The organism is Aureimonas altamirensis, assembly GCF_001463885.1.
Classification (GTDB): Bacteria; Pseudomonadota; Alphaproteobacteria; order Rhizobiales; family Rhizobiaceae; genus Aureimonas; species Aureimonas altamirensis.
In genome coordinates this window covers 114989-134895 of sequence record NZ_BBWQ01000005.1, presented here as the reverse complement: position 1 = coordinate 134895, position 19907 = coordinate 114989, and the positions used below count along the sequence as shown (strand labels likewise).

General features: G+C 64.7%; 19 protein-coding genes. 9 read left to right on the top strand and 10 right to left on the bottom strand.

Annotated features, from left to right (window positions below; all coding sequences use genetic code 11):
- Window positions 1-278: 278 nt before the first annotated feature.
- Together AUL31_RS20205 and AUL31_RS03495 are read left to right on the top strand one after the other, a co-directional pair.
- Window positions 279-419 (top strand): hypothetical protein, encoded by a 141-nt coding sequence (locus tag AUL31_RS20205; RefSeq protein ID WP_156417282.1) that lies wholly within the window; start codon window positions 279-281, stop codon window positions 417-419.
- Entirely contained in the window at window positions 413-1999 is a 1587-nt protein-coding gene (locus AUL31_RS03495; protein WP_060601353.1) for a gamma-glutamyltransferase family protein, read from the top strand. Before AUL31_RS20205 ends, AUL31_RS03495 begins: the two co-directional genes overlap by 7 nt.
- A gap of 23 nt (window positions 2000-2022) precedes the next feature.
- Here AUL31_RS03495 and AUL31_RS03490 read toward each other — a convergent pair whose 3' ends face one another.
- A complete protein-coding gene (locus AUL31_RS03490) occupies window positions 2023-3324 on the bottom strand; it encodes a PQQ-dependent sugar dehydrogenase (protein ID WP_060601819.1) in 1302 nt (433 codons plus the stop codon).
- 238 nt (window positions 3325-3562) lie between these two features.
- Here AUL31_RS03490 and AUL31_RS20650 point away from each other — a divergent pair, with 238 nt between their 5' ends.
- The 4 genes from AUL31_RS20650 (at window position 3563) to AUL31_RS03470 (ending at window position 6159) form a co-directional block, all read left to right on the top strand.
- Window positions 3563-3889, top strand: a complete 327-nt coding sequence (locus AUL31_RS20650; protein ID WP_192386986.1) for a hypothetical protein — start codon at window positions 3563-3565, stop codon at window positions 3887-3889.
- A gap of 375 nt (window positions 3890-4264) precedes the next feature.
- Window positions 4265-4840: a DUF3841 domain-containing protein gene (locus AUL31_RS03480; protein ID WP_082646759.1), complete on the top strand. Its 576-nt coding sequence runs from the start codon at window positions 4265-4267 to the stop codon at window positions 4838-4840.
- 93 nt (window positions 4841-4933) lie between these two features.
- Complete coding sequence (locus tag AUL31_RS03475) at window positions 4934-5755, top strand: cyclase family protein (RefSeq protein WP_060601349.1); 822 nt, start codon at window positions 4934-4936, stop codon at window positions 5753-5755.
- Complete coding sequence (locus AUL31_RS03470; RefSeq protein WP_060601345.1) at window positions 5755-6159, top strand: carboxymuconolactone decarboxylase family protein; 405 nt, start codon at window positions 5755-5757, stop codon at window positions 6157-6159. Before AUL31_RS03475 ends, AUL31_RS03470 begins: the two co-directional genes overlap by 1 nt.
- Window positions 6160-6165: 6 nt before the next feature.
- Here AUL31_RS03470 and AUL31_RS03465 read toward each other — a convergent pair whose 3' ends face one another.
- The 5 genes from AUL31_RS03465 to AUL31_RS03445 all read right to left on the bottom strand — a co-directional run bounded on the left by AUL31_RS03465 (window position 6166) and on the right by AUL31_RS03445 (window position 11728).
- A complete protein-coding gene (locus tag AUL31_RS03465) occupies window positions 6166-7125 on the bottom strand; it encodes an ABC transporter permease (RefSeq protein ID WP_060601342.1) in 960 nt (319 codons plus the stop codon).
- Window positions 7122-8066, bottom strand: a complete 945-nt coding sequence (locus tag AUL31_RS03460) for an ABC transporter permease (protein WP_060601340.1) — start codon at window positions 8064-8066, stop codon at window positions 7122-7124. Before AUL31_RS03460 ends, AUL31_RS03465 begins: the two co-directional genes overlap by 4 nt.
- Window positions 8063-9559: a sugar ABC transporter ATP-binding protein gene (locus AUL31_RS03455; RefSeq protein WP_060601337.1), complete on the bottom strand. Its 1497-nt coding sequence runs from the start codon at window positions 9557-9559 to the stop codon at window positions 8063-8065. Before AUL31_RS03455 ends, AUL31_RS03460 begins: the two co-directional genes overlap by 4 nt.
- 55 nt (window positions 9560-9614) lie before the next feature.
- Window positions 9615-10631 carry a substrate-binding domain-containing protein gene (locus AUL31_RS03450; protein WP_060601334.1) on the bottom strand — a complete coding sequence of 339 codons (1017 nt, stop codon included), beginning with the start codon at window positions 10629-10631 and terminating at the stop codon, window positions 9615-9617.
- A 62-nt stretch (window positions 10632-10693) separates the two neighbouring features.
- Window positions 10694-11728 (bottom strand): LacI family DNA-binding transcriptional regulator, encoded by a 1035-nt coding sequence (locus AUL31_RS03445; protein WP_060601814.1) that lies wholly within the window; start codon window positions 11726-11728, stop codon window positions 10694-10696.
- 133 nt (window positions 11729-11861) lie between these two features.
- On the opposite strand from AUL31_RS03445, the gene AUL31_RS03440 reads away from it, so the two are divergent.
- From AUL31_RS03440 to AUL31_RS03430, 3 genes are all read left to right on the top strand, one after another.
- Window positions 11862-12920: a sugar phosphate isomerase/epimerase family protein gene (locus AUL31_RS03440; RefSeq protein WP_060601331.1), complete on the top strand. Its 1059-nt coding sequence runs from the start codon at window positions 11862-11864 to the stop codon at window positions 12918-12920.
- Between the two features lie 35 nt (window positions 12921-12955).
- On the top strand, window positions 12956-14077 hold the full coding sequence (locus AUL31_RS03435) for a Gfo/Idh/MocA family protein (RefSeq protein WP_060601811.1): 1122 nt from the start codon (window positions 12956-12958) through the stop codon (window positions 14075-14077).
- A gap of 109 nt (window positions 14078-14186) precedes the next feature.
- Entirely contained in the window at window positions 14187-14918 is a 732-nt protein-coding gene (locus tag AUL31_RS03430) for an SDR family oxidoreductase (RefSeq protein WP_060601327.1), read from the top strand.
- A gap of 13 nt (window positions 14919-14931) precedes the next feature.
- Here the strand turns inward: AUL31_RS03430 and AUL31_RS03425 are convergent, their stop codons facing one another.
- The 4 genes from AUL31_RS03425 to AUL31_RS03410 form a co-directional block, all read right to left on the bottom strand.
- Window positions 14932-15786, bottom strand: coding sequence for a sugar phosphate isomerase/epimerase family protein (locus AUL31_RS03425; protein WP_192842506.1), 855 nt, complete (start codon window positions 15784-15786; stop codon window positions 14932-14934).
- Window positions 15787-15862: 76 nt separating this feature from the next.
- A complete protein-coding gene (locus AUL31_RS03420; protein ID WP_060601323.1) occupies window positions 15863-16939 on the bottom strand; it encodes an acyltransferase family protein in 1077 nt (358 codons plus the stop codon).
- Between the two features lie 50 nt (window positions 16940-16989).
- Window positions 16990-18399: a phosphomannomutase gene (locus AUL31_RS03415; protein WP_060601319.1), complete on the bottom strand. Its 1410-nt coding sequence runs from the start codon at window positions 18397-18399 to the stop codon at window positions 16990-16992.
- 5 nt (window positions 18400-18404) lie between these two features.
- Window positions 18405-19838 carry a mannose-1-phosphate guanylyltransferase/mannose-6-phosphate isomerase gene (locus tag AUL31_RS03410; RefSeq protein ID WP_060601317.1) on the bottom strand — a complete coding sequence of 478 codons (1434 nt, stop codon included), beginning with the start codon at window positions 19836-19838 and terminating at the stop codon, window positions 18405-18407.
- Window positions 19839-19907 lie beyond the last annotated feature (69 nt).

Below are 19907 nucleotides of genomic sequence, written 5' to 3'. Positions count from 1 at the left end.
TTCCATAAGGTCTAGCGCTTGTGCCCCCCGGGCCTCGTGTCGGCGAAGCCGAGGGCGGGCCATTGAAGCTGTCCAGATGCGGCTGAAGCTCGAACAGGATCGCCAGTAGGCGGCGCGCCAGATCCTGCGGCACTGTCTGCGGCAACTCCTTATAGGCTTTGTGCGTCGCCGATCCTCTGTGTCTTCGCTGCGAGATAACAGATCGGCCGGAACCAGCCGATCGACAATCCGGCGGGTGGGTTAGATCGACGCGGTTCGAGTTTTGGCGCAGGGCGGGCATGCCAACCATCGTGCTTGGCTTGACACCGCATAATCTCGGCGGTCCGGATGAGCATCTCGACATTGCCGAACTGCCGGTGCTGGCCTCCATACTGGCGCTGACCGTATATGATTGCCTTGCAGGAGCACCCGCATGCTGACCACCTCTTTCGGCTACAAGGGCGCGTTCACCGCGCCGCACCGCATCGCCGCGCTGGCCGGCCAGAGCGTGCTTGCCGAAGGCGGAACGGCTGTGGAGGCGATGATATCGGCGGCGGCGACGATTGCCGTCGTCTATCCCCATATGAACGGCATCGGCGGTGACGGCTTCTGGCTGGTCCGAAGAAAGGGCGAAAGCCCGGTCGGCATTTCGGCATGTGGCCGCGCGGCCATGCGTGCGACACCCCAATGGTATCGCGACCGGGATTGCAGCGTCATACCGACCCGTGGCGCGCTTGTCGCCGTTACCGTGCCGGGCACCATCGCGGGCTGGGCAAAGGCGCTCAACCTCATGCCCGAGGGGCGCCGCCTGCCGCTGTCGCGGCTGCTGGCCCCTGCCATCGACTATGCCGCCGAAGGCATCGCCGTCAGCCAGAACCAGGCCGTGACGACCGCCGCGAAACTCGACGAACTGAAGAATGTGGACAGCTTCGCCGAAATCTACCTGCCGGGCGGCGCCGTGCCGGCGGCCGGCTCCAGGCTGCGGCAGGAGGCGCTTGCGTCCACTTTGCGCCATCTTGCCGAGCACGGGCTGGACGGCTTCTACCGGGGGGCCATCGCAGAGGCCAACGCCCGCTTTCTCGAGCGCGCCGGAAGCCCGCTGCAACTGGCGGACTTCAACCGCTTCGACGCGGAATTGGTCGAGCCCCTGTCGGTCACCACGCGGTGGGGCCGCCTGTACAACATGACGCCACCCACGCAGGGCGTGTCGGCACTGATGATCCTGGCTCTCTACGACAGGCTCCTGCGGGATGAAGCCTCCTGCTCCGCCGACCATATCCATCTGCTGGTCGAAGCCACGAAACAGGCTTTCATCCTGCGCAATGACGGCCTTGGCGATCCCGACCATATGGCGGAGGCCGCATCGACCTGGCTGGCGCCCGATCGTCTGGATGCGCTGGCAAGCCAGGTGGACCGTGGCCGGGCGCTTGCTTGGCCGCATGTCGCCAAACGCGGCGATACCATCTGGATGGGAGCCGCCGACAGCGAAGGAACCGTCGTAAGCTTCATTCAAAGTGTCTTCTGGGAGTTCGGCTCCGGCCTGACAGCGCCTGAAACCGGCATTCAGTTCCAGAACAGGGGTTCGGCCTTCTCGCTGCAGCCCGGGCCAAACCAGCTCCGCCCCGGCGCACGCCCCTTCCATACGTTGAACCCCGCCATGGCCGAGCTTTCGGACGGACGCCTGATGGCTTACGGCACCATGGGCGGCGAAGGACAACCGCAGACCCAGGCGGCGGTTTTTACCCGCCATGTCCACCACGGCATGCCGTTGCAGGCCGCCATCACCGCGCCGCGCTGGCTTCTGGGCCGCACATGGGGAGAGGACAGCACCACCTTGAAGCTCGAAGGGCGGTTCGATACGCAGACGGTGGAAACGCTGCGTCAGCGCGGCCACGCAACCGAGCTTCTGGCGAATTTCAGCGATGCGATGGGCCATGCGGGCGCAGCCGTGCTGCATCCCGATGGGCTTATGGAAGCGGCCACCGATCCGCGATCGGATGGGGCCGCCCTCGCCTTCTGACCAGGGCCGTATTGCCGCGCGGTTTAAGCGCCCGTTACGCGCCAGATGACGTCGCCCACATCGTCGGCCATCAGGACCGCACCATCGGCCGCCAGCGCCACCCCCACCGGGCGACCGAACGAGAATTTCTCATCCGGCGACAGGAAACCGGTCAGGATGTCGCGAGGCATGCCGACGGGCTTGCCATTATCGAAAGCGACGAAGGCCAGCTTGTAGCCCGACAGCTTCGAGCGGTTCCACGAGCCATGCTGGCCGATGGCCATGCCGGCCGGGAAGCCGGGCAACGTTCCTTCCGGAAGCCAGCAGAGCCCGAGCGACGCCGTATGTCCGCCGAGCGCATAATCGGGCTGCGTCGCCGAGGCGACTTTCGCTTTGTCCTGCGGCACGCGATCGTCCACCACGCGGTTCCAGTAGCAGTATGGCCATCCGTAGAAGGCGCCATCGCGAACGGAGGTCAGATAATCGGGCGGTGTTTCATCGCCGAGACCATCGCGCTCGTTGACGACCGTCCACAGCAGCCCGCCCTCGGGCTCGAAGGCCATGCCGACGGGGTTGCGCAAGCCACCCGCATAGATGCGCGATTGCCCCGTCGCCAGATCGTATTCGTGGATACAAGCGCGGTTTTCTTCCGCGGCCATGCCTTCGTCGCCGATATTGCTCAACGAGCCGACGGCCACATACAGCTTCGAGCCGTCCTTGCTGGCAATGAGATTGCGCGTCCAGTGCCCGCCGGGAATAAGGTCCATCAGCTTCGTGGCGGGCGCCGTTATCCGGTTCGAACCGGGCACGTAGGGGTAGGCCAGCAAGGCGTCGCTGGCGCCGACATAGAGCGTCCCGTTGACAAGCGCGAACCCGAATGGCTGGCGAACCCCTTCGATATAGGCGTGGCTTTCCTCGGCAACTCCATCGCCGTCGGCATCGCGCAGCAGCGTGATCCGGTTGGGGCTGTTACCCGCGGCACGGGCCCGCTTCATCGTTGCGGACATGGCATGGTCGAAGAGGGAACGCGGGGTCTCCTGCTCTCCCATCGATTCGGCCACCAGGACATCGCCATTCGGCAGAACGTGCATATTGCGCGGATGCACCAACTTTCGCGCAAAGGCATTGACCTTCAACCCCGGCGCGGCAACGGGCTTGTGGTCGCCCTCCCATCCCCTGGCCGTCGGCATCTTCAGCGTCGGCACCTTGCCTTGCGGCTTGGCAAGCGGAATAGCCGGAGCCGCGCCATAGACCGGCGCCGTCTGGCCCTGGCCCGAGTGACGGATGGCGACTGCACATTGCCCTACCAAGGCTACGAATCTGGCAAAGAGGGTGGCCTCGCTCACAAGCGGTGTCCTTTTTCCGGCGTTGTCGGCACTGACATAGACAACAGGATCGTCGCCGTCGCAATGCGGAAGAGGACGACGCAGTTCATAGACCCGCTTCGTCGTTATCGCGCACATCGGGGAAGGCACATTCTTCGGCTGCCGCCCTGCCCGCATCTTGACGCAGGGTGCGTTTCGGACATTTCGAAACTGAACATGGTGCCTTGACGGGCGCGTGACCGAAAAAAGGGAGGCTGGAATGGCCAGGACTTTTGGAATGGTGCTTGGACTTGGGCTTGCGGCGCTGACGATCACCGGCTGCACGACCAATGAGCGGACGCTGGCAGGCGCCGGCATCGGCGGCGCCGGCGGCGCGCTTGTCGGCAATGCGATCGGCGGCACCGACGGCGCGATCATCGGCGGCCTGGCAGGCGCCGGTGGCGGCGCGCTGATCGGCCGAGCCACCGCCCCGCGCGACGATCGCCGCTATGTCGACGATCGCCGTTACGACCGGCGCGACTATGACCGGCGCGACGATCGCTACTACCGCGACGACCGGTACTACCGGGACGGCCGGCGTTATTGATCCGCAGGGCGCACATCCGCATTGATGGCGGATCAGCCTTGATGCAATCTTGATCGGCGCCGAAACGCGAGCGCTACGCGTATGGGGCGCCGGGCTGGTTGAGGCTGAAATGAGCGAGGGCGCAGTCGCTGCGCCCTCTGACTGCAGGTACCGCCGCTGGTGCCGTCACTCATGCTTTTCCACAAATTCTATCCAACGCAGGCCGCACTTTTCAAAATTCATGATTTCAATGGGTTGTTTGCGTAGCCTCAACGCTGGCTACTGTGAGTCGCTCACGACTTGTTACTTCTCGTTTCTCCTCGCTGCGACTATCCGGGAAGGCCGATTGCTGTACCTGCACTGCGCCTCTATCGGCATGGGACGGGGAGGCGTCGGATGCGCATACACGTCATCATGTGCGAAAAGGGGCGAGACTTTATGAAGCGTGAGGGACGCTTTATTGGTCGGCCCGACCTGATTGATTTCCCAGACTTCAAGCCGGCCTACGAATGGCTTGCCGACCGCATGGAGGAACGGATCGGGCCGCCACCCGATGGCGTCCCGCGGTGGCCGGTCTGGGCTTGGCGACTGTGGCGGAAAGGCCCGAAACCCCGTATGGACGATAAGGACTTCCGCCACTTGCGCGATCATGTCCTCGTCTCGCTTGAAGTTCCCGACGAGACGGTTGTACTTAGCGATTTCGGCGCCTGGCACGCGTGCCTGAACGATTGGTGCCTGGCGGATGAGCGTGCGCGTGATCGAGGCATGGCGGAGGACGAAGCGTTCGAGGCCGATCTGACGGCTGCCGGAATAAGAATGTGCGATCGTCCCTATCCCGAACCATTCAGAAGCAGGGTTCGCAATAGCTGGCAACGCATCTTCAATGTCGCGGGCAGCGATGATATTCAGGCGACCGCCTGGTTTTTCGATGAAAGGCACGTCGTCGACGAGAACTGGTTCGAGTATCGCTGATCTGCCGATGGCGGCGCATCGACTTGTCCTCGTAGCAAACTTGTAATTAGCATCCCCGTACCGACTGGTTTCATCGTTACGGGGATGTGCGGCATGTGCAATCATTGTGTGATGGAGGGCGTGAAGCGGTCGATGCTGTCGCGCCGGGCGCTTCTGGGCGGCGCCCTCGTCGCCGGAGCCGCCGCGGCGATGCCGGGCGCATTCCTCCGGCCCGCTCTTGCCCAGGCCCAGGCCCAGGCCGGCCGCGTCGTAGACCTGACGCACACATACGATTCTGATTTCCCGACCTTCGACGGCAAACCCGGCATCACCTATGAATGGGCGGTCAAGTTCGAGGACAGCGGCTATCAGCTGCACAAGCTGACCATCTTCGAGCACACCGGCACCCATATCGATGCGCCGCTGCACTTCAGCGCCGATGGCACCAGCGTCGATGAACTCGAGCCGCGAAGCCTTGTTGCCCCGCTGGCCATCATCGACATCACCGATCGGGCCCGGGAAGAGGCAAACGCCACGGTGGAGGCAGCAGACATCGAAGCGTGGATCAGTGCCAATGGCGACCTGCCCGCAGGCGCGGTCGTGGCGCTGCGGTCCGGCTGGGCGGCAAAGGTGGGCCAGCCCGCCTTCCGCAACGACGAGGCCGGCGCATTCGCCTTTCCGGGCTTTGCAAAGTCGGCAACGGATCTGCTTCTGGAGCATGACGTAGCAGCCATCGGCGTCGATACGCTGTCGCTCGATCCCGGAAACTCGGCCGACTTCGCGGTGCATAATTCCTGGTTGCCCGCCGGACGCTACGGCATCGAGGGGCTTGCCAACCTGGAAGAGCTGCCCGTCCTCGGGGCGACCATCGTGGTCGGCGCACCGAAGCACCGTGGCGGCACAGGCGGCCCTGCCCGCGTGCTGGCGCTGGTCTGATGGCCGTCGTTCCGTTGCTCGGCGATGGTGATGCCGCCCCGGAAGCCGTCGCGGTGTTCGACGAAATCCGTGCACGACGCGGTACGGATTATGTCAACAACTTCTGGCGTGCCTTGGCGCACGATCCGGTGGAACTTCGCGATGTCTGGGACAGCATCGACAGGGTGATGGCCGACGGTGCGCTGGACCCGCTCACCAAGGAGCTGATCTATATTGCCGTGTCGACGGCCCATGGATGCAGCTATTGCGTGCACTCGCACACGGCCGGCGCGAGGGCCAAGGGCCTGACGCCGGACATGCACAGGGAGCTTCTGGCCGTCATCGCGCTGGCCAGCCGCACCAACGCCTTGGCGACGTCGCTCGGGGTGCCGGTCGACGAGCGGTTCGACGTTTCGGACCGGTGACCGGGCCTACACGCGCAATGCGCGCTGCCGCCCGTACAGCAGCAGCAGGGCAAGCAGCGTCAGCCCGAAGATGATCTGCCGCGCCCAGACATCGAGGTTGAGCGTTATGAGCACGCTTTGCAGCAGCGTCAGCACGACGGCGCCAGCGACCGTGCCCAGATAGCCGCCCGTGCCGCCTGCAAGCGACGTGCCGCCGATGACGACGGCGATGATGGATGGCAGCACATACTGGTTGCCGACGCTGATGAAGCTCGTGCCCGTATAGCCGATGACGAACAGGCCGGTCAGGCCCGCGAAGAACCCGGACAAGCCGTAGAGCAGGATGCGAACGGCCGGTACGGGAATGCCGGTCAATGCCGCCGCGCGCTCGTTGGAGCCGATGGCATAGACCGAAAAGCCGAAGCGGGTCCGGCGCAGCATGAACAGCATGAGCACCGCGATGGCCGCCCACACGAACAGGATTCCCGGAATGCCGAAGATAAGCGGCCTGTTCACGAAGGCAGACAAAGCGGGCGCGGCGCTGCCCGAAGGCACACCCTGCGAGTAGACCACCAGTGCACCCTGTATGACGGCCGTCATGCCCAGCGTCATGACCAGTGGCGGGATGCGCAGCAGCGTTATGCCGCAGCCATTGACGAGGCCGATCAGGAACGGCACGCCCGCCGCCGCCAGAATGGCGAAGGGCAGCGCGGCGTTGCTGCCGTTCATCACGTTTCCGGCCAGAACCGCGCCCAGCGAGATCATCGCCCCGACGGACAGATCTATGCCTTCCCGGCCGCCGAGGATGACGAGATTCTGGCCTGCCGCGACGATGCCGAGGATTGCCGCGACGGTCAGCAGGCTGACGATCTGCGATCCGCGCGCGAAACCAGGCGAAAGGATCTCGCCGATGGCCAGCAGGCCTGCGGCGGCACACAGGGCCAGAAACAGCGGGTCGGCGACGATGGTGCGGAGGGAGCGGGTCATGCGGTGCGCCTTGTCACGACGACGCCGCCGGCCAGGGCCAGAAGAACGATAAGCCCCTGCACGAGCGTCTGGTATTCGAAGGGCAGCCCGGCGAAGAAGATGACGTTGCCGATCAACCCGAGCACGAGCGCGCCGAGAATGGAGCCCACCGCTCCGCCCTGCCCGCCCGACAGCGCGGTGCCGCCAAGGACCACCGCGGAGATGGCCGACAGCGCGAGGGCGCCGCCCAGCAGCGGATCTCCCGATGCGGTCTCGCCTGTCAGGCAAAGGGCCGCGACAGCCGAGAACAGGCCGGACAGCCCGTAGGCCAGGATGCGAAGACGCACCACCGAAAGGCCGGTCTGGAAGGCGCCGGCGCGGTTGCCGCCGACGGCCAGAAGATGGGCCTGGAAGACGCTGCGCGACAGGATGGCGACGCAGAGCGCCGCGGCCGCAAGGATCAGAAGTACGGTCGGGACGCCCAGCACCGTGCCGGAATACACCATCCAGTAGCCGTCGGGCACGGGAAGGCCGGCTTGCGGCAGCACCCAGATGGCAGCTCCCGCCAGAACGATGCCGGTTGCGAATGTAGTGACGATGGGCTGAAGCCGCAGCACGGAAACGAGCACGCCGTTGAGCAGCCCGACCAGAAGCCCCGTCGCAAGGCCGGCCGCCATGCCATAGGGAATAGCGTCCGGTCCGTTGCCGAGCGCCGCGAAGACAGAGACGGTCACCACGTTGCTCAGCGCCACGATACTGCCGACCGACAGGTCGATATCGCCGGCCAGGATGACGTATGTCTGCCCGATGGCGACGAGGATGAGCGGAAGAAAGGTCGTCAGGTTGGATTGCAGTACGGCCGGCTGGACGAAGGATGGCTGCAATACCGTGTTGACCGCCGCCAGCAGGACAAGGACCGCCAGCGTAATCAGCCAGGGGCGATTGTGAAGCAGCCGTCTCATGCGGCCTCCCCATAGGCGGCGCGCGTCAGGTCCAGCGCCGTCATGCGCGAGCCGGAAAGCTCGGTCACCACGCGGCCGCCGTTGAAGACGAGGCAGCGGTCCGTCTGGTCGAGCACTTCGGAATCCTCCGACGAATAGAACAGGATGGCGGCCCCTTCGTCCGCCAGGCGCCGCATCAGCGCGAACAGGTCCGCCTTGGCGCCGAGGTCGATGCCCTTGGTCGGATCGTCCAGCAGCAGAAGCCGCGGCCTCGTGGCAAGCCAGCGTGCGATGAAGATCTTCTGCTGGTTGCCGCCCGACAACGAGCCGATGGGCGCGTCCAGGCTGGCATAGCGTGTCCCCAGATCGCCGGCGGCCGCCTCGGCGCGCTGGCGCAAAGTCTTCGGGCGCAGCAGCCGCGTGCCCTCCCGCGCCAGAATGCCGGCAACGGCGTTCTCAAAGATCGAGCGTCCGTGCAGGGCGGCGTCGCGTCCACGATCCCCCGACACATAGGCGATGCCGCGGCGCACGGCATCGCCCGGCCTGCGGATGGAAACCTCTGCGCCATCCAGTGTCAGAGTTCCGCCGATGGCGGGTTCTGCTCCGAAGAGGCTGCGCAGCAATGCCGATTGCCCCTGCCCCTGCAACCCGGCAAGGCCGACGACTTCGCCCGGCCAAATCTTCAGCGAGACATCGCGGAACCGGTCGGCGGACAGCGCATCGAGCGCAAGAAGCGGTTGGCCCGTACGGACTGGGGCATGCGCCGGCCTTTGCGGCAGGACGACATCTCCCACCATGTGATGCACGACGGCGGCACGATCTGTGGAAGCCACGTCGAGCGCCGCTACGCTTTCTCCGTTGCGCATGACGGTGATGCGGTCGCAGACGGCGAAGACTTCGTCCAGCCGGTGCGAAATCATGATGGTGGAGACACCGTCGCCGCGCTTTGCCCGCAATATCTCGAACAGCCGTGCCGCCTGTCGTCCATCGAGGGCGGCGGTCGCCTCGTCCATGATCATCAGCTTTGGCCGGGTGGCGAAGACCTTGAGGATTTCCACGATCTGCCGCTCGTCGGGCGACAGGTCCGCAACCGTCGCCGATGGGGTCAGCGAGGCGCCGACCACGCCGGAAAAGAGGCCGATCAGTTGGTCCGCTTCGCGCCGCAGCGCCGCCCTGTCGACGAAACCAAAGCGGCGCGGCTCGTGCCCGAGGAAGATGTTGCTCTCGACCGACAGTTGCGGAACGAGGCTCAGCTCCTGATAGAACAGCGACACGCCGGCGCGCTCGGCCTCGCGCGGCGAGGCGAAGCTGCGCTCCTGTCCGTCGATGCGAAGCGTTCCGCCGCTGGGGGCAAGCGCACCTGCGATAACCTTGCACAGCGTGCTCTTGCCGCAGCCATTGGCGCCAAGCAAAGCGTGGATCTCGCCGCGCTGCACGACGAGATCACCCTTGACCAGCGCCCTGACCGCGCCGAAGGATTTGGCGACGTGCGTCGCCTCCAGTATGGCCGCCATGAAAACTCCCTGCCGCGACGGGATCGGGCCGGGGCATGACCCCGGCCCGCGCGTCCTACTTGAAGAAGGCCTCTGCTTCTTCCGGAGTGACCGTTGCCGTAACCGACCAGTAGCCGGGCTTGTCCTCGGCGGCCTTCAGGTTTTCGGCAAGGTTGTCATTGTCGACGAAGGGAATGGGAATGTAGATGGCATTGGCGTTCGGGCCACCGAAGACGCCATCCTTGAATTCCTTGCCCTGCAAGGCCAGGACCGCCACGTTGAGTGCGCTGGCCATGACGCCCGGAGGGTTGACGGAGGCGGCCGAATTGAGCCCCTCGCTTTCCCAGCGGGTCATGAAATCCTTGCGGATCTCGCCGGTGGCCGCGATGGAATCCTTCTTGCCCGCGGCCTCGATCGCGCGCCACGCCCCGTCCGCCATTCCGTCCTGCACCCACACGCCCTGGATGTCCGGATAGGTGGCAAGCAGGTTCTGCATCGTCTGCTGGCCCTGTGCCTGGTCCCAGTTGGCGTTCGCCTCGTTCAGGATCTTGATATCGGGATGCTGCGCGAAGACTTCGCGATACCCGGCAACGCGGGCTTCGTTCGCCGGATTGCCGGCAATGCCGTTGATGGTGACGAGGTTGCCCTTGCCGCCCAGCGCCTCGGCCAGCCATTCGGCCGACTGCGCCGCCCAAGCCTTCTGGTCGATCCCGACATAGATGGCGTCCTTCGACGCAACCTCGGCATCGGTTGCGATCACCAGGATATCGCGCGCCTTGGCCTGCGCGAAGACCGGGCTGAAAGCCGTGGGGCTGCCCGGATTGATGATGATGGCGTTCACGCCCTGATTGATGAAGTTGCGGATATGGCCGATCTGGCCCTGCACGTCGACATCGCCGCTCTGCACGACGACTTCGACATCCACGCCCTTGTCCTTCCAGGCCGCCGCGGCAGCCTGCGCCTCTTCGATCATCTGGGTTCGCCATTCCGAACCGACGAAGCTGTTCGACAGCCCGATGCGGAATGTCTCCGCATGCGCCACACCTGCCATGAGCGCGCCGAATACGGCCGCGCCGACCAGTTTACCGAGCATGATTTCCTCCCGAGATCTCCAACCCAGGGTAGAAATGTAATCGATAACATCGGCCGATGCAATCAGCTCCGGATGGCTGCCGTGGAGGCACGGACGACGAGTTCCACCGACAGGATCGTCTCGGCCTTCGTGTCCCGTCCGGCCAACAGATCCAGCATCAGACGCGCGGCGGCGGAGCCGATCTCTTCCCTTTGCTGGCGGATGGTCGTCAATGCGGGCGTCACATGGGCGGCAAACTCGATATCGTCGAAGCCCACGACCGACAGATCGTCCGGCACGGTCAGACCCAACCGCTGGAGCTCGGCAATAAACCCGCAGGCCATCTCGTCATTGTCGCAGATCACGGCGGTCGGCCGATCGCGCATCGCCGCGATCCGGTGGGCCGCTGCCCGCCCGCTCTCCAGCGAAAAGTTGCCGCTCAGGCTCCATTGCGGATCGAGCGCAAGGCCGCTCGCCGCAAGCCCAGCCAGTAGCCCTTCCGTGCGCGCCTGCGTCAACCGGTTGTCGGGCGGCCCTTCCAGATGGCCGATCCGGCGATGGCCGAGTTTCACCAGATGCGCCACCGCAAGGAACGCGCCGCCAGCATTGTCGGCCCTGACACTCGGCGCATGCAGCCCTTCGATCCACTCGCAGGCCTGCACCACGGGGGGTGCGGCCTCGGCAGTCAGGACGTCCGGGGGGATGGAGCCGTCCAGGACGATAAGACCGTCGGTCCTGGATCGGCTTGCGAGGTCGAACAGCCTTCCCCTTTCGTCCGGCATGACGCGCGTATCGGCGATCAGGAGGTTCAGTCCCTCCGCCCGCAGCACTGCGCCGATGCCGGCGAGAATGCGCGAGAAGAACGGGTTGGCGATGCTGGGCACCAGCGCCAGGACACCGCCGGTACGGTTCTGCCGCAAGTTGCGCGCGGCCAGATTGACCGTGTAGCCCGACTCGCGGATCGCCTGCTCCACCGTAAGACGGGTCGCCTCGGACACCAGCGCGGGGTTGGACAGGGTACGGCTGACCGTGGCCGTGGAAACGCCGGCAATCCGGGCGACATCCCGCACCCTCGGCGGTTTGCCCGCTTCGCCTGCCCTTGCCCTGCGCACCGTCATGACCGCTCGCCCCGCCAAAAGCGCGTTAATGCCGAGTATGCGCTGCTTGTAAAGCAAAACGCGCTGTGCGACCCTTGCATGCAATCGATTACAGAAGCCGCTGTCAATCCGGCTCGCTGCAGGGAGGTTGCAGATGAAGACGATGAAGGGCCCCGGCCTGTTCCTGGCTCAGTTCGTCGGGGACGAGGCCCCCTTCGACACGCTCGATGGGCTTGCCGGGTGGGCAGCCGATTGCGGCTATATCGGCCTGCAGGTGCCGACGGGCGACATGCGCTTGATGGATGTCGGCCTTGCGGCCACATCGCGCGATTACGCGCAGGAGCTTGCCGGGCGGCTGGGCGCACACGGTACGGTTTTCACCGAATTGTCCGCCCATCTGCAGGGCCAGCTCGTTGCCGTGCATCCGGCCTATGATCTTCTGTTCGACGGGTTTGCCCCGGAGGCCGTGCGCGGCCGGCCGCAGGCGCGTCAGGAGTGGGCGGTGGACCAGCTCCGCAAGACGCTGTCCGCCGCGGCAAACCTTGGCCTGCCGGCCATCGCGGCCTTCTCGGGGGCGCTGGCCTGGCCGTATGTTTACCCATGGCCGCAGCGCCCCGCCGGCTTGATCGAGGCGGCCTTCGACGAACTGGCACAACGCTGGAAACCGATCCTCGACCATGCGGAGGATGTCGGCGTCGACATCTGCTTCGAGATCCACCCCGGCGAAGACCTGCATGACGGCATCTCCTATGAGATGTTCCTCGAGCGGGTCGGCGGCCATCAGCGGGCCCGCATGCTCTACGATCCGTCCCACTATGTGCTGCAGGGGCTGGATTACCTGCAGAACATCGACATCTACCACGAGCGCATCTCGATGTTTCACGTCAAGGATGCCGAGTTCAACCCCACCGGCCGGCAGGGCGTCTATGGCGGCTATCAGCCCTGGATAGACCGCGCCGGGCGGTTCCGCAGCCCGGGCGATGGACAGGTGGACTTTACCGCCGTCTTCTCGAAGCTCGCGCAATACGATTTCGACGGCTGGGCGGTCGTCGAGTGGGAGTGCGCCCTCAAGCATCCGGAAGACGGTGCGCGCGAGGGCGCGGCCTTCGTGCGCGATCATATCATTCGCGTCACCGACCGTGCCTTCGACGACTTCGCCGCCGCCGGTACGGACGACGCGCGCAACCGACAGATCCTCGGTCTCGGGAGATGACATTGAACACGGACACGACCCCCATCCGCCTCGGCATGGTCGGCGGCGGCAGCGGCGCCTTTATCGGTGGCGTCCATCGCATGGCGGCCAGGCTGGACGGCCGGTACACGCTGGTTGCCGGTGCGCTGTCGTCCACCCCGGAAAAGGCACGGGAAAGCGGCCTGGCGCTCGGACTTGCGCCCGACCGCACCTATGACGACTTCCGCCGGATGGCGCAGAGGGAAGCACGGTTGAAGGATGGCATCGAGGCCGTCGCCATCGTGACGCCCAACCACATGCACCTGCCGGCCGCGACCGAATTCCTGAAGCGCGGCATCCACGTGATCTGCGACAAGCCGCTGACGGGAACGCTGGCCGAGGCACGGCGCATGCGCGCCGCCGTGGAGCGTGGAAACGCCCTGTTCGTGCTGACGCACAACTACTCGGCCTACCCGCTGATCCGTCAGGCGCGACAGATGATCGCCGAGGGTGCATTGGGCCGATTGCGCGTGGTGCAGGTGGAGTATGCCCAGGACTGGCTGACCGACAGCGTCGAAAAGGCCGGCTCCAAGCAGGCCGAATGGCGTACCGACCCCGAGCGGGCCGGCCTCGGTGGGGCACTGGGCGACATCGGTACGCATGCCTTTCATCTGGCGTCCTATGTCTCGGGGCTTGCCATCGAGCGGCTGGCGGCCGACCTCCAGTCGTTCGGTGACGGCCGCGCGCTGGACGACAATGCCCATGTCCTGTTGCAGTACGAAGGCGGGGCGCGCGGCATGCTCTGGTGCAGCCAGGTGGCTCCGGGGCACGAGAACGGATTGCGCCTGCGCCTGTTCGGCGACAAGGGCGGGCTCGACTGGCAGCAGGAGCAGCCCAACGTGCTGCGCTATACACGGCATGGAGAGGCGACGCGCCTGATCACGCGCAACGGCGCGGGGTCCGATGCCGCGTCGGCCACCGCGTCACGCGTGCCGGCCGGGCACCCGGAGGGCTATATCGAGGCGTTCGCCAATATCTACTCCGACGCTGCGGCGCTGATCCGCGCGGCGCAGGGCAAGGGCGAAAAGCCGGATGCGGTGCTGCCCGGCATCGAGGACGGCGTGGAAGGGGTGGCCTTCGTGGACGCGTGCGTGCGATCCGCCAGGTCGAACGGCGCCTTCGTCGCGCTGCGGCGCTAGATCGACCCGTTCCGGATAATCCTTACCGGTATCGGTTGAAGGCGGCCGAATGACCTATACAGTCGGAGCCGGCGCACAGGATGTGCGAGGATTTCGGGAGGGGATTGGAATGGCTGAATCACTGGGCGGCAAGGTCGCGGTCATCACCGGGGCGGCATCGGGCATCGGCCTTGCCACGACAGAGGCGCTTTTGGAACAGGGCGCGCGCGTGGTGCTGGTGGACCGCAACGCCGAAAGTCTTCACGAACTGGCCGGGCGGCTTGGAGGGGATGCGATCCCGCAGGTGACGGACCTGCTCGATCCGGCGAGCTGCAACGCCATGGTGCCGGAAATCCTCGCCAAGGTGCCGCAGATCGACATCCTGTACTGCAATGCCGGCACCTATATCGGCGGCGAGCTGACCGAGACGACCTCCGATGCGATCGACCGGATGTTGAACCTCAACATCAACGCCGTCATGAAGAACGTGCACGACGTGGCGCCGCATATGATCGAGCGCAAGACCGGCGATATCGTCGTCACCTCCTCCATCGCGGGCCATTATCCCACATGGTGGGAGCCGGTCTACGCATCGTCCAAATGGGCCATGACGTGCTTCGTGCAGACGATGCGCCGGCAGATGATTCCACACGGTATCCGCGTGGGCCAGGTTTCGCCGGGGCCGGTCGTGTCCGCCCTCCTGGCCGACTGGCCGGAAGAGAACCTGCGCAAGGCCAAGGAATCCGGCAGCCTGATCGACCCGTCCGAGGTGGCCGACGCAGTCGTCTACATGCTGACGCGCAAGCGCACCGTAACCATCCGCGACATTCTGGTGCTGCCGACCAATTTCGACCGGGTATAGGCGAAGCCCGGTTTCAGATCAGGCCATACTGCCGTGCCTTGTTGCGCAGGAACGGCAGTCCCTGGCCAAGAACCTCCTCGCGGTCGGGCGCCACGGGACGCCAGACCGACAGGGCGCTGGCGATCTGCGGCGGTACGCTGATGAAGCTTTCCATGGCCATGCCGCCCTTGAAGCCGATGGCGGCAAGGGTGGCGAAGACCTCGTCCCACTGGACGGTATCGCAGCCGGGGGTGCCACGGTCGCTTGCCGACAGATGAATATATTTCAGGTGCTCACGCGCCTTGAGGATGCCGTTGGCCAGCCCCTTCTCCTCGATATTCATGTGGTAGGTATCGAGATGGATGAAGACGTTGTCCGCGCCCACCTTCTCCACCATGGCGACGGCCTGCTCGGCCGTGTTGAGGATATGGTTTTCGTAGCGGTTCACCGCCTCCAGCCCATACTCCATGCCGAGCCCTGCAGCATAAGCGGCCGCCGCGCGCACGACCCGCGCCGTTGCATCGATTTCGGCTTCGGTGGGCGGAAAGCCGGTGCGCTGGCCGATACCGCCATAGATCACGCCGCTCATCGCCTTGGCGCCGATGGCATGAGAGCGATCCAGCGCCAGTTTCAGAAAGGCCAGCGCGCCATCCGGATCGTTGGTCGGAAGGCGATCGAGCGGCATGCCGAGAGAGCAGACGCATTCGACCTCGTGCTTTTCAAGCAGGCGCCTGGTGTGGTCGGTATCGACGCCTTCCGGATCCAGCATGGTGATTTCCAGAAAGTCGATCCCGTGTCGGACCGCCTCGGGTATGGCGTACTCCGCCGCCTCGCGGTTCCATTCCATCGCCCACATCGCGGTGTGCACGCCAAATCCGCTCACGCCCATCGCCCTGCCCCTCCTGCGGCATTGAACCCGGACATTACATCAGCTTGTCGTGGGGGATGGGCAAGTCCCGTATGCGCTACTGCTTGAAAATGAAAATGACGCCGACCGCGCTGTAGGCTGCCACGTAAAGCCAGATCACCGCGGCAAGACGCCGTGCGTTCGCGCCATCGACATGTTTGCGCAACCGTCTGTAAAGGCTGATATCCAGCATACCGAGCGGCACCGATACGGCGAGCGCTGCGCCGACGCACGCCGCCCAGAGAACCGCCGGCGTCGCCTGAAGATTGGCCAGAACAAGATGCGTTACCGGCACGTGGATGAGATACAGGGCATAGCTGTAATCCCCGAGCCGCTCTGCGGCCCAGCCGAAACTGCCGCGCTTCGGCTCCTTAGTCGAGACGCCATACACCATCGCGACAAGGATGACCGCGGCAAGCGAGCCGACAATGCGGCCATAGGCAAGGTCGACCGACATGGTCACTGCGCCCAGACCCAGGGCGATCACGGCCCAGATCGGTTGCACCCGCCCCTGCCGCAGGATCGTCGGGATCAGCAATCCCCCGGCAAAGGCCGCGTTCCCCGGCAGAAAGAACGCCTGCAGCAGCGTGGGCGACAAGGTATTGCCCATCTGCTCCGGGTCGATAATCGAAGCAACGCCGATTGCGGCAAGCCATGCGATGGCGAATGGAACAACGAACCTTGCTCCTGCTGCCACCGCCAGCAGAAACAGGATGACGTAGAAGAAGACCTCGAGAACGAGGGTCCATTCGATATTAAGCTCGAACACGACCCGCGTGCCGACGAGCGCCAACGACATCGCCCGGACATCGGCATCGAGCTCGCCCGTCCGAATAAACGCCACGACGACGAAAACCAGAATGAACAACGGGTAGATGCGCACCAGCCGGTGGGCGAGAAAGAGCGTCGGAGGCGTGCGGTGCAGGAGATCCGCCATCAAGGCGCCGGAGATCGCAAAGAAGATCGCAACACCGAGAAGGCCGAATTTTCCGTCGAAGATGTCGGCAAACCGTCGATCATCGAACTCAAAGGCGATGTAGTGCGATATATGATAGATCGCCACGGCCAGCGCGGCCAGCGCGCGCATCCATTGGATGTTGACGTTTCTATGCTTTGCGCGGCCGATGGTTTGCACGTCGTCTCTCCTGCTCGTTGAGACGATAGAGTGAACTTATCATCAGTGGTTTAAGATACCTGGCGTTGGGCCGCAGAAATTCCCCACGCCAGAAGCGCGGAAGCGCGAGCCGCATCCTTGGCTTCGACATAGCAGCGCAACTCCGGCGCGTTGCCGGATGCTCGGAAATGCACCACGGAACCGTCGGCCAGAACGAAGCGGACACCGTCGATCGCATCGACACCGACGGTCCCGCCCTGTTCGGCAAACAGCGCCGCTGCGAAGGCTTCGTCCGCACCAAGGCGTGTGAGGAAGGCCGCGCTTTTTTCCGGGGCCACATTTTCCAGCCTGTCCGCCAGGGCATGGCCGGGCGAAAGGGCGTCCACCGCGTGCCGTAGCGATCCGCCTTTGGCCCGCGCTTCTGCCAACGCGGCTATGATGGGCAGGACTGCATCCCGCGTCGGAAGCGCGTGCAAGGTCCGCCCGGCACGGGTTAGATCGCCACCCAGCAGCACGCCGCCATTTGCCTCGAAGCCAAGTACGCCCGGCAGATTGTCTGCGCGGAGCTGTTCCATGCCCTCGATCACGTAAGGGGAGCCCACACGCGTCCTCAGCACCCGCTGCGCAACGCCCGACCGCTCGACAGCGGTACTGGAGGTGACTGGCGTTACGATGGCGTCGATGTCGAGATGCATCGCAGTCATCAGGCCGAGCAGATCGCCGCGAACGAAGTTTCCATCGCTGTCTGCAACCAGTGGTCGATCACCGTCACCGTCGGTGGATACGATCGCGTCGAACCGGCCTTCTTGCGCCCAGCCTTGGACAAGCTCGATATCGCGTGGATGGTGCGCTTCCGTATCGATCGGAATGAAGCGCTCCGACCGCCCAAGCGGAACGACCGTTGCGCCAAGCGCGCCGATCAACTCGACAAGAATATCGCGACCGACGGCGCTCTGCTGGTAGACGCCGACCTGCAGCCCGGCCAGCGCACCCGTACCGAAGAACGCGCGGTATCGGTCCAGATAGGCCTGCACCACGTCCACGGTCGCAAACTCGCACTCTGCCGGCGCTACGAACGGGCCGGAAGCCATGTATGCGGAGCGTATGGCGGCTTCGTCCGCCTTCGTGATCTCTCCCGACGGCAGATAGAATTTCAGTCCGTTACGGTCTTCGGGAATGTGGCTTCCCGTCACCATGATCGCCGGGCATCCCCGCGCCATGGCAGCCATGGCGAGCGCCGGGGTTGGAAGCGTTCCGGCATCCAGCGGCCGCCACCCTGCGGCACAGGCCCCGGCCGCGCAGTCGCCGGCGATGGCAGGGCTGCTATCGCGAAGATCGCGACCGATCAGAACGTCGCCGGGCGACCTGGTGTCGACGATGCTCAGGAAGGCCGATGTCCATTGGCGCGCGGCGGCACCCTGAAGATCCACGACCAGTCCGCGCAGCCCGCTTGTCCCGAATTTGAGATCGCTTGCAGCCATGGCCGTCAGGTCCGTGCGTACACGTCGTCGAGCCGCACGATGTCGTCCTCGCCGGTATAGCTGCCAACCTGCACCTCGATGATGCGAAGATCGATCTTGCCTGGATTGCGAAGCCGGTGCACGCAGCCGATCGGCAGATAGGCGGCCTCGTTTTCATGATAATAGCGGACGGTATCGTCGATGGTGACCTCGGCCGTGCCGCGCACGACGATCCAGTGCTCGGCGCGATGGTAGTGGCGCTGCAGAGACAGCGTCCCGCCCGCCTTCACGCAGATATGCTTGACCTGGAACCGGTCACCGATATCGATGCGCTGATACCACCCCCATGGACGGTGTATCCGCAAATGGTCGGTCGCCTCGCCGAAGCCTTCGGTGCGCAACTGGGTGACGAGATCCTTGACCTTTGAAGCCTGGTCCTTGGAAGCGACAAGCACCGCATCCGGCGTCGTCACCACCACCACTCCGTCCAGCCCGACGACCGTCGTCAAATGGCCATCCGACATCACCAGGCTGTTCGTCACCCCGATCGTCGAAACAGGGCCCTCGATCACGTTGCCGGCATCATCGTGCTTCTTGACGTCGTAGACGGAATCCCAGGCGCCGATATCGGACCAGCCGAAACTGGCCTTCACCACGCCGGCGCGATCGGTCTTTTCCATGATCGCATAATCGATGGAGATCTTCGGCGAGGTCGAGAAGCTCTCGGCGTCGAGACGCAGAAAGTCGAGATCGCGCTTGCCCCCCGCGACGGCGGCCGAGGCGGCCTGAATTATATCCGGGCAACGCTGCTCCATTTCCGCAATCATCGTATCCGACCGGAACAGGAAGTTTCCGCTGTTCCAGAGGAGGCCTTCCGAAACGTAGCGCGCCGCCGTCTCGGCGTCGGGCTTTTCGACGAAGCGATCGACGACGAAACTGTTCTGTGACGCCAATGCCTTGCCGGCCGCGATATATCCATAACCGGAAGCCGGGAATGTCGGCACGATGCCGATCGTCATGATCTTGCCGGTGGCGGCCTGCGAGGCAGCGATCGTGCAATCGTGAACGAAAGCCGCATCGTCGTCGATGACATGATCGCCTGCAAGGACGAGGCAGAGCGAGCCGGCCTGCCGTGCCTCTACCATGACGGCGGCAACGGCCACGGCGGCGGCGGAGTCGCGCCGTTCAGGCTCGAGAACGATTTCGCCCTGCACGCCCAGCGAGCGCATCTGCTCTGCTACGACAAACCTGAAGTCGTTGGACGTTATGATGATCGGCTGATTGAAGTTCGGCCCGGCTACCCGTGTCAGTGTGCCCTGAAAGGTGGACAGGCCGTCATCCATGATGGCGATGAACTGCTTGGGCATCGTCTCGCGGGAAATCGGCCACAGCCGCGTTCCGGCACCGCCGACCATGATGACGGGAGTGATCTTCGCTGCCAGGCCGCCATCAAAATCCATCACACGCTCCAGTTTCCTATCGCGCGCAGAGACAAGCGATATCGAGGCTCGGGAACCGGGTGATTATGT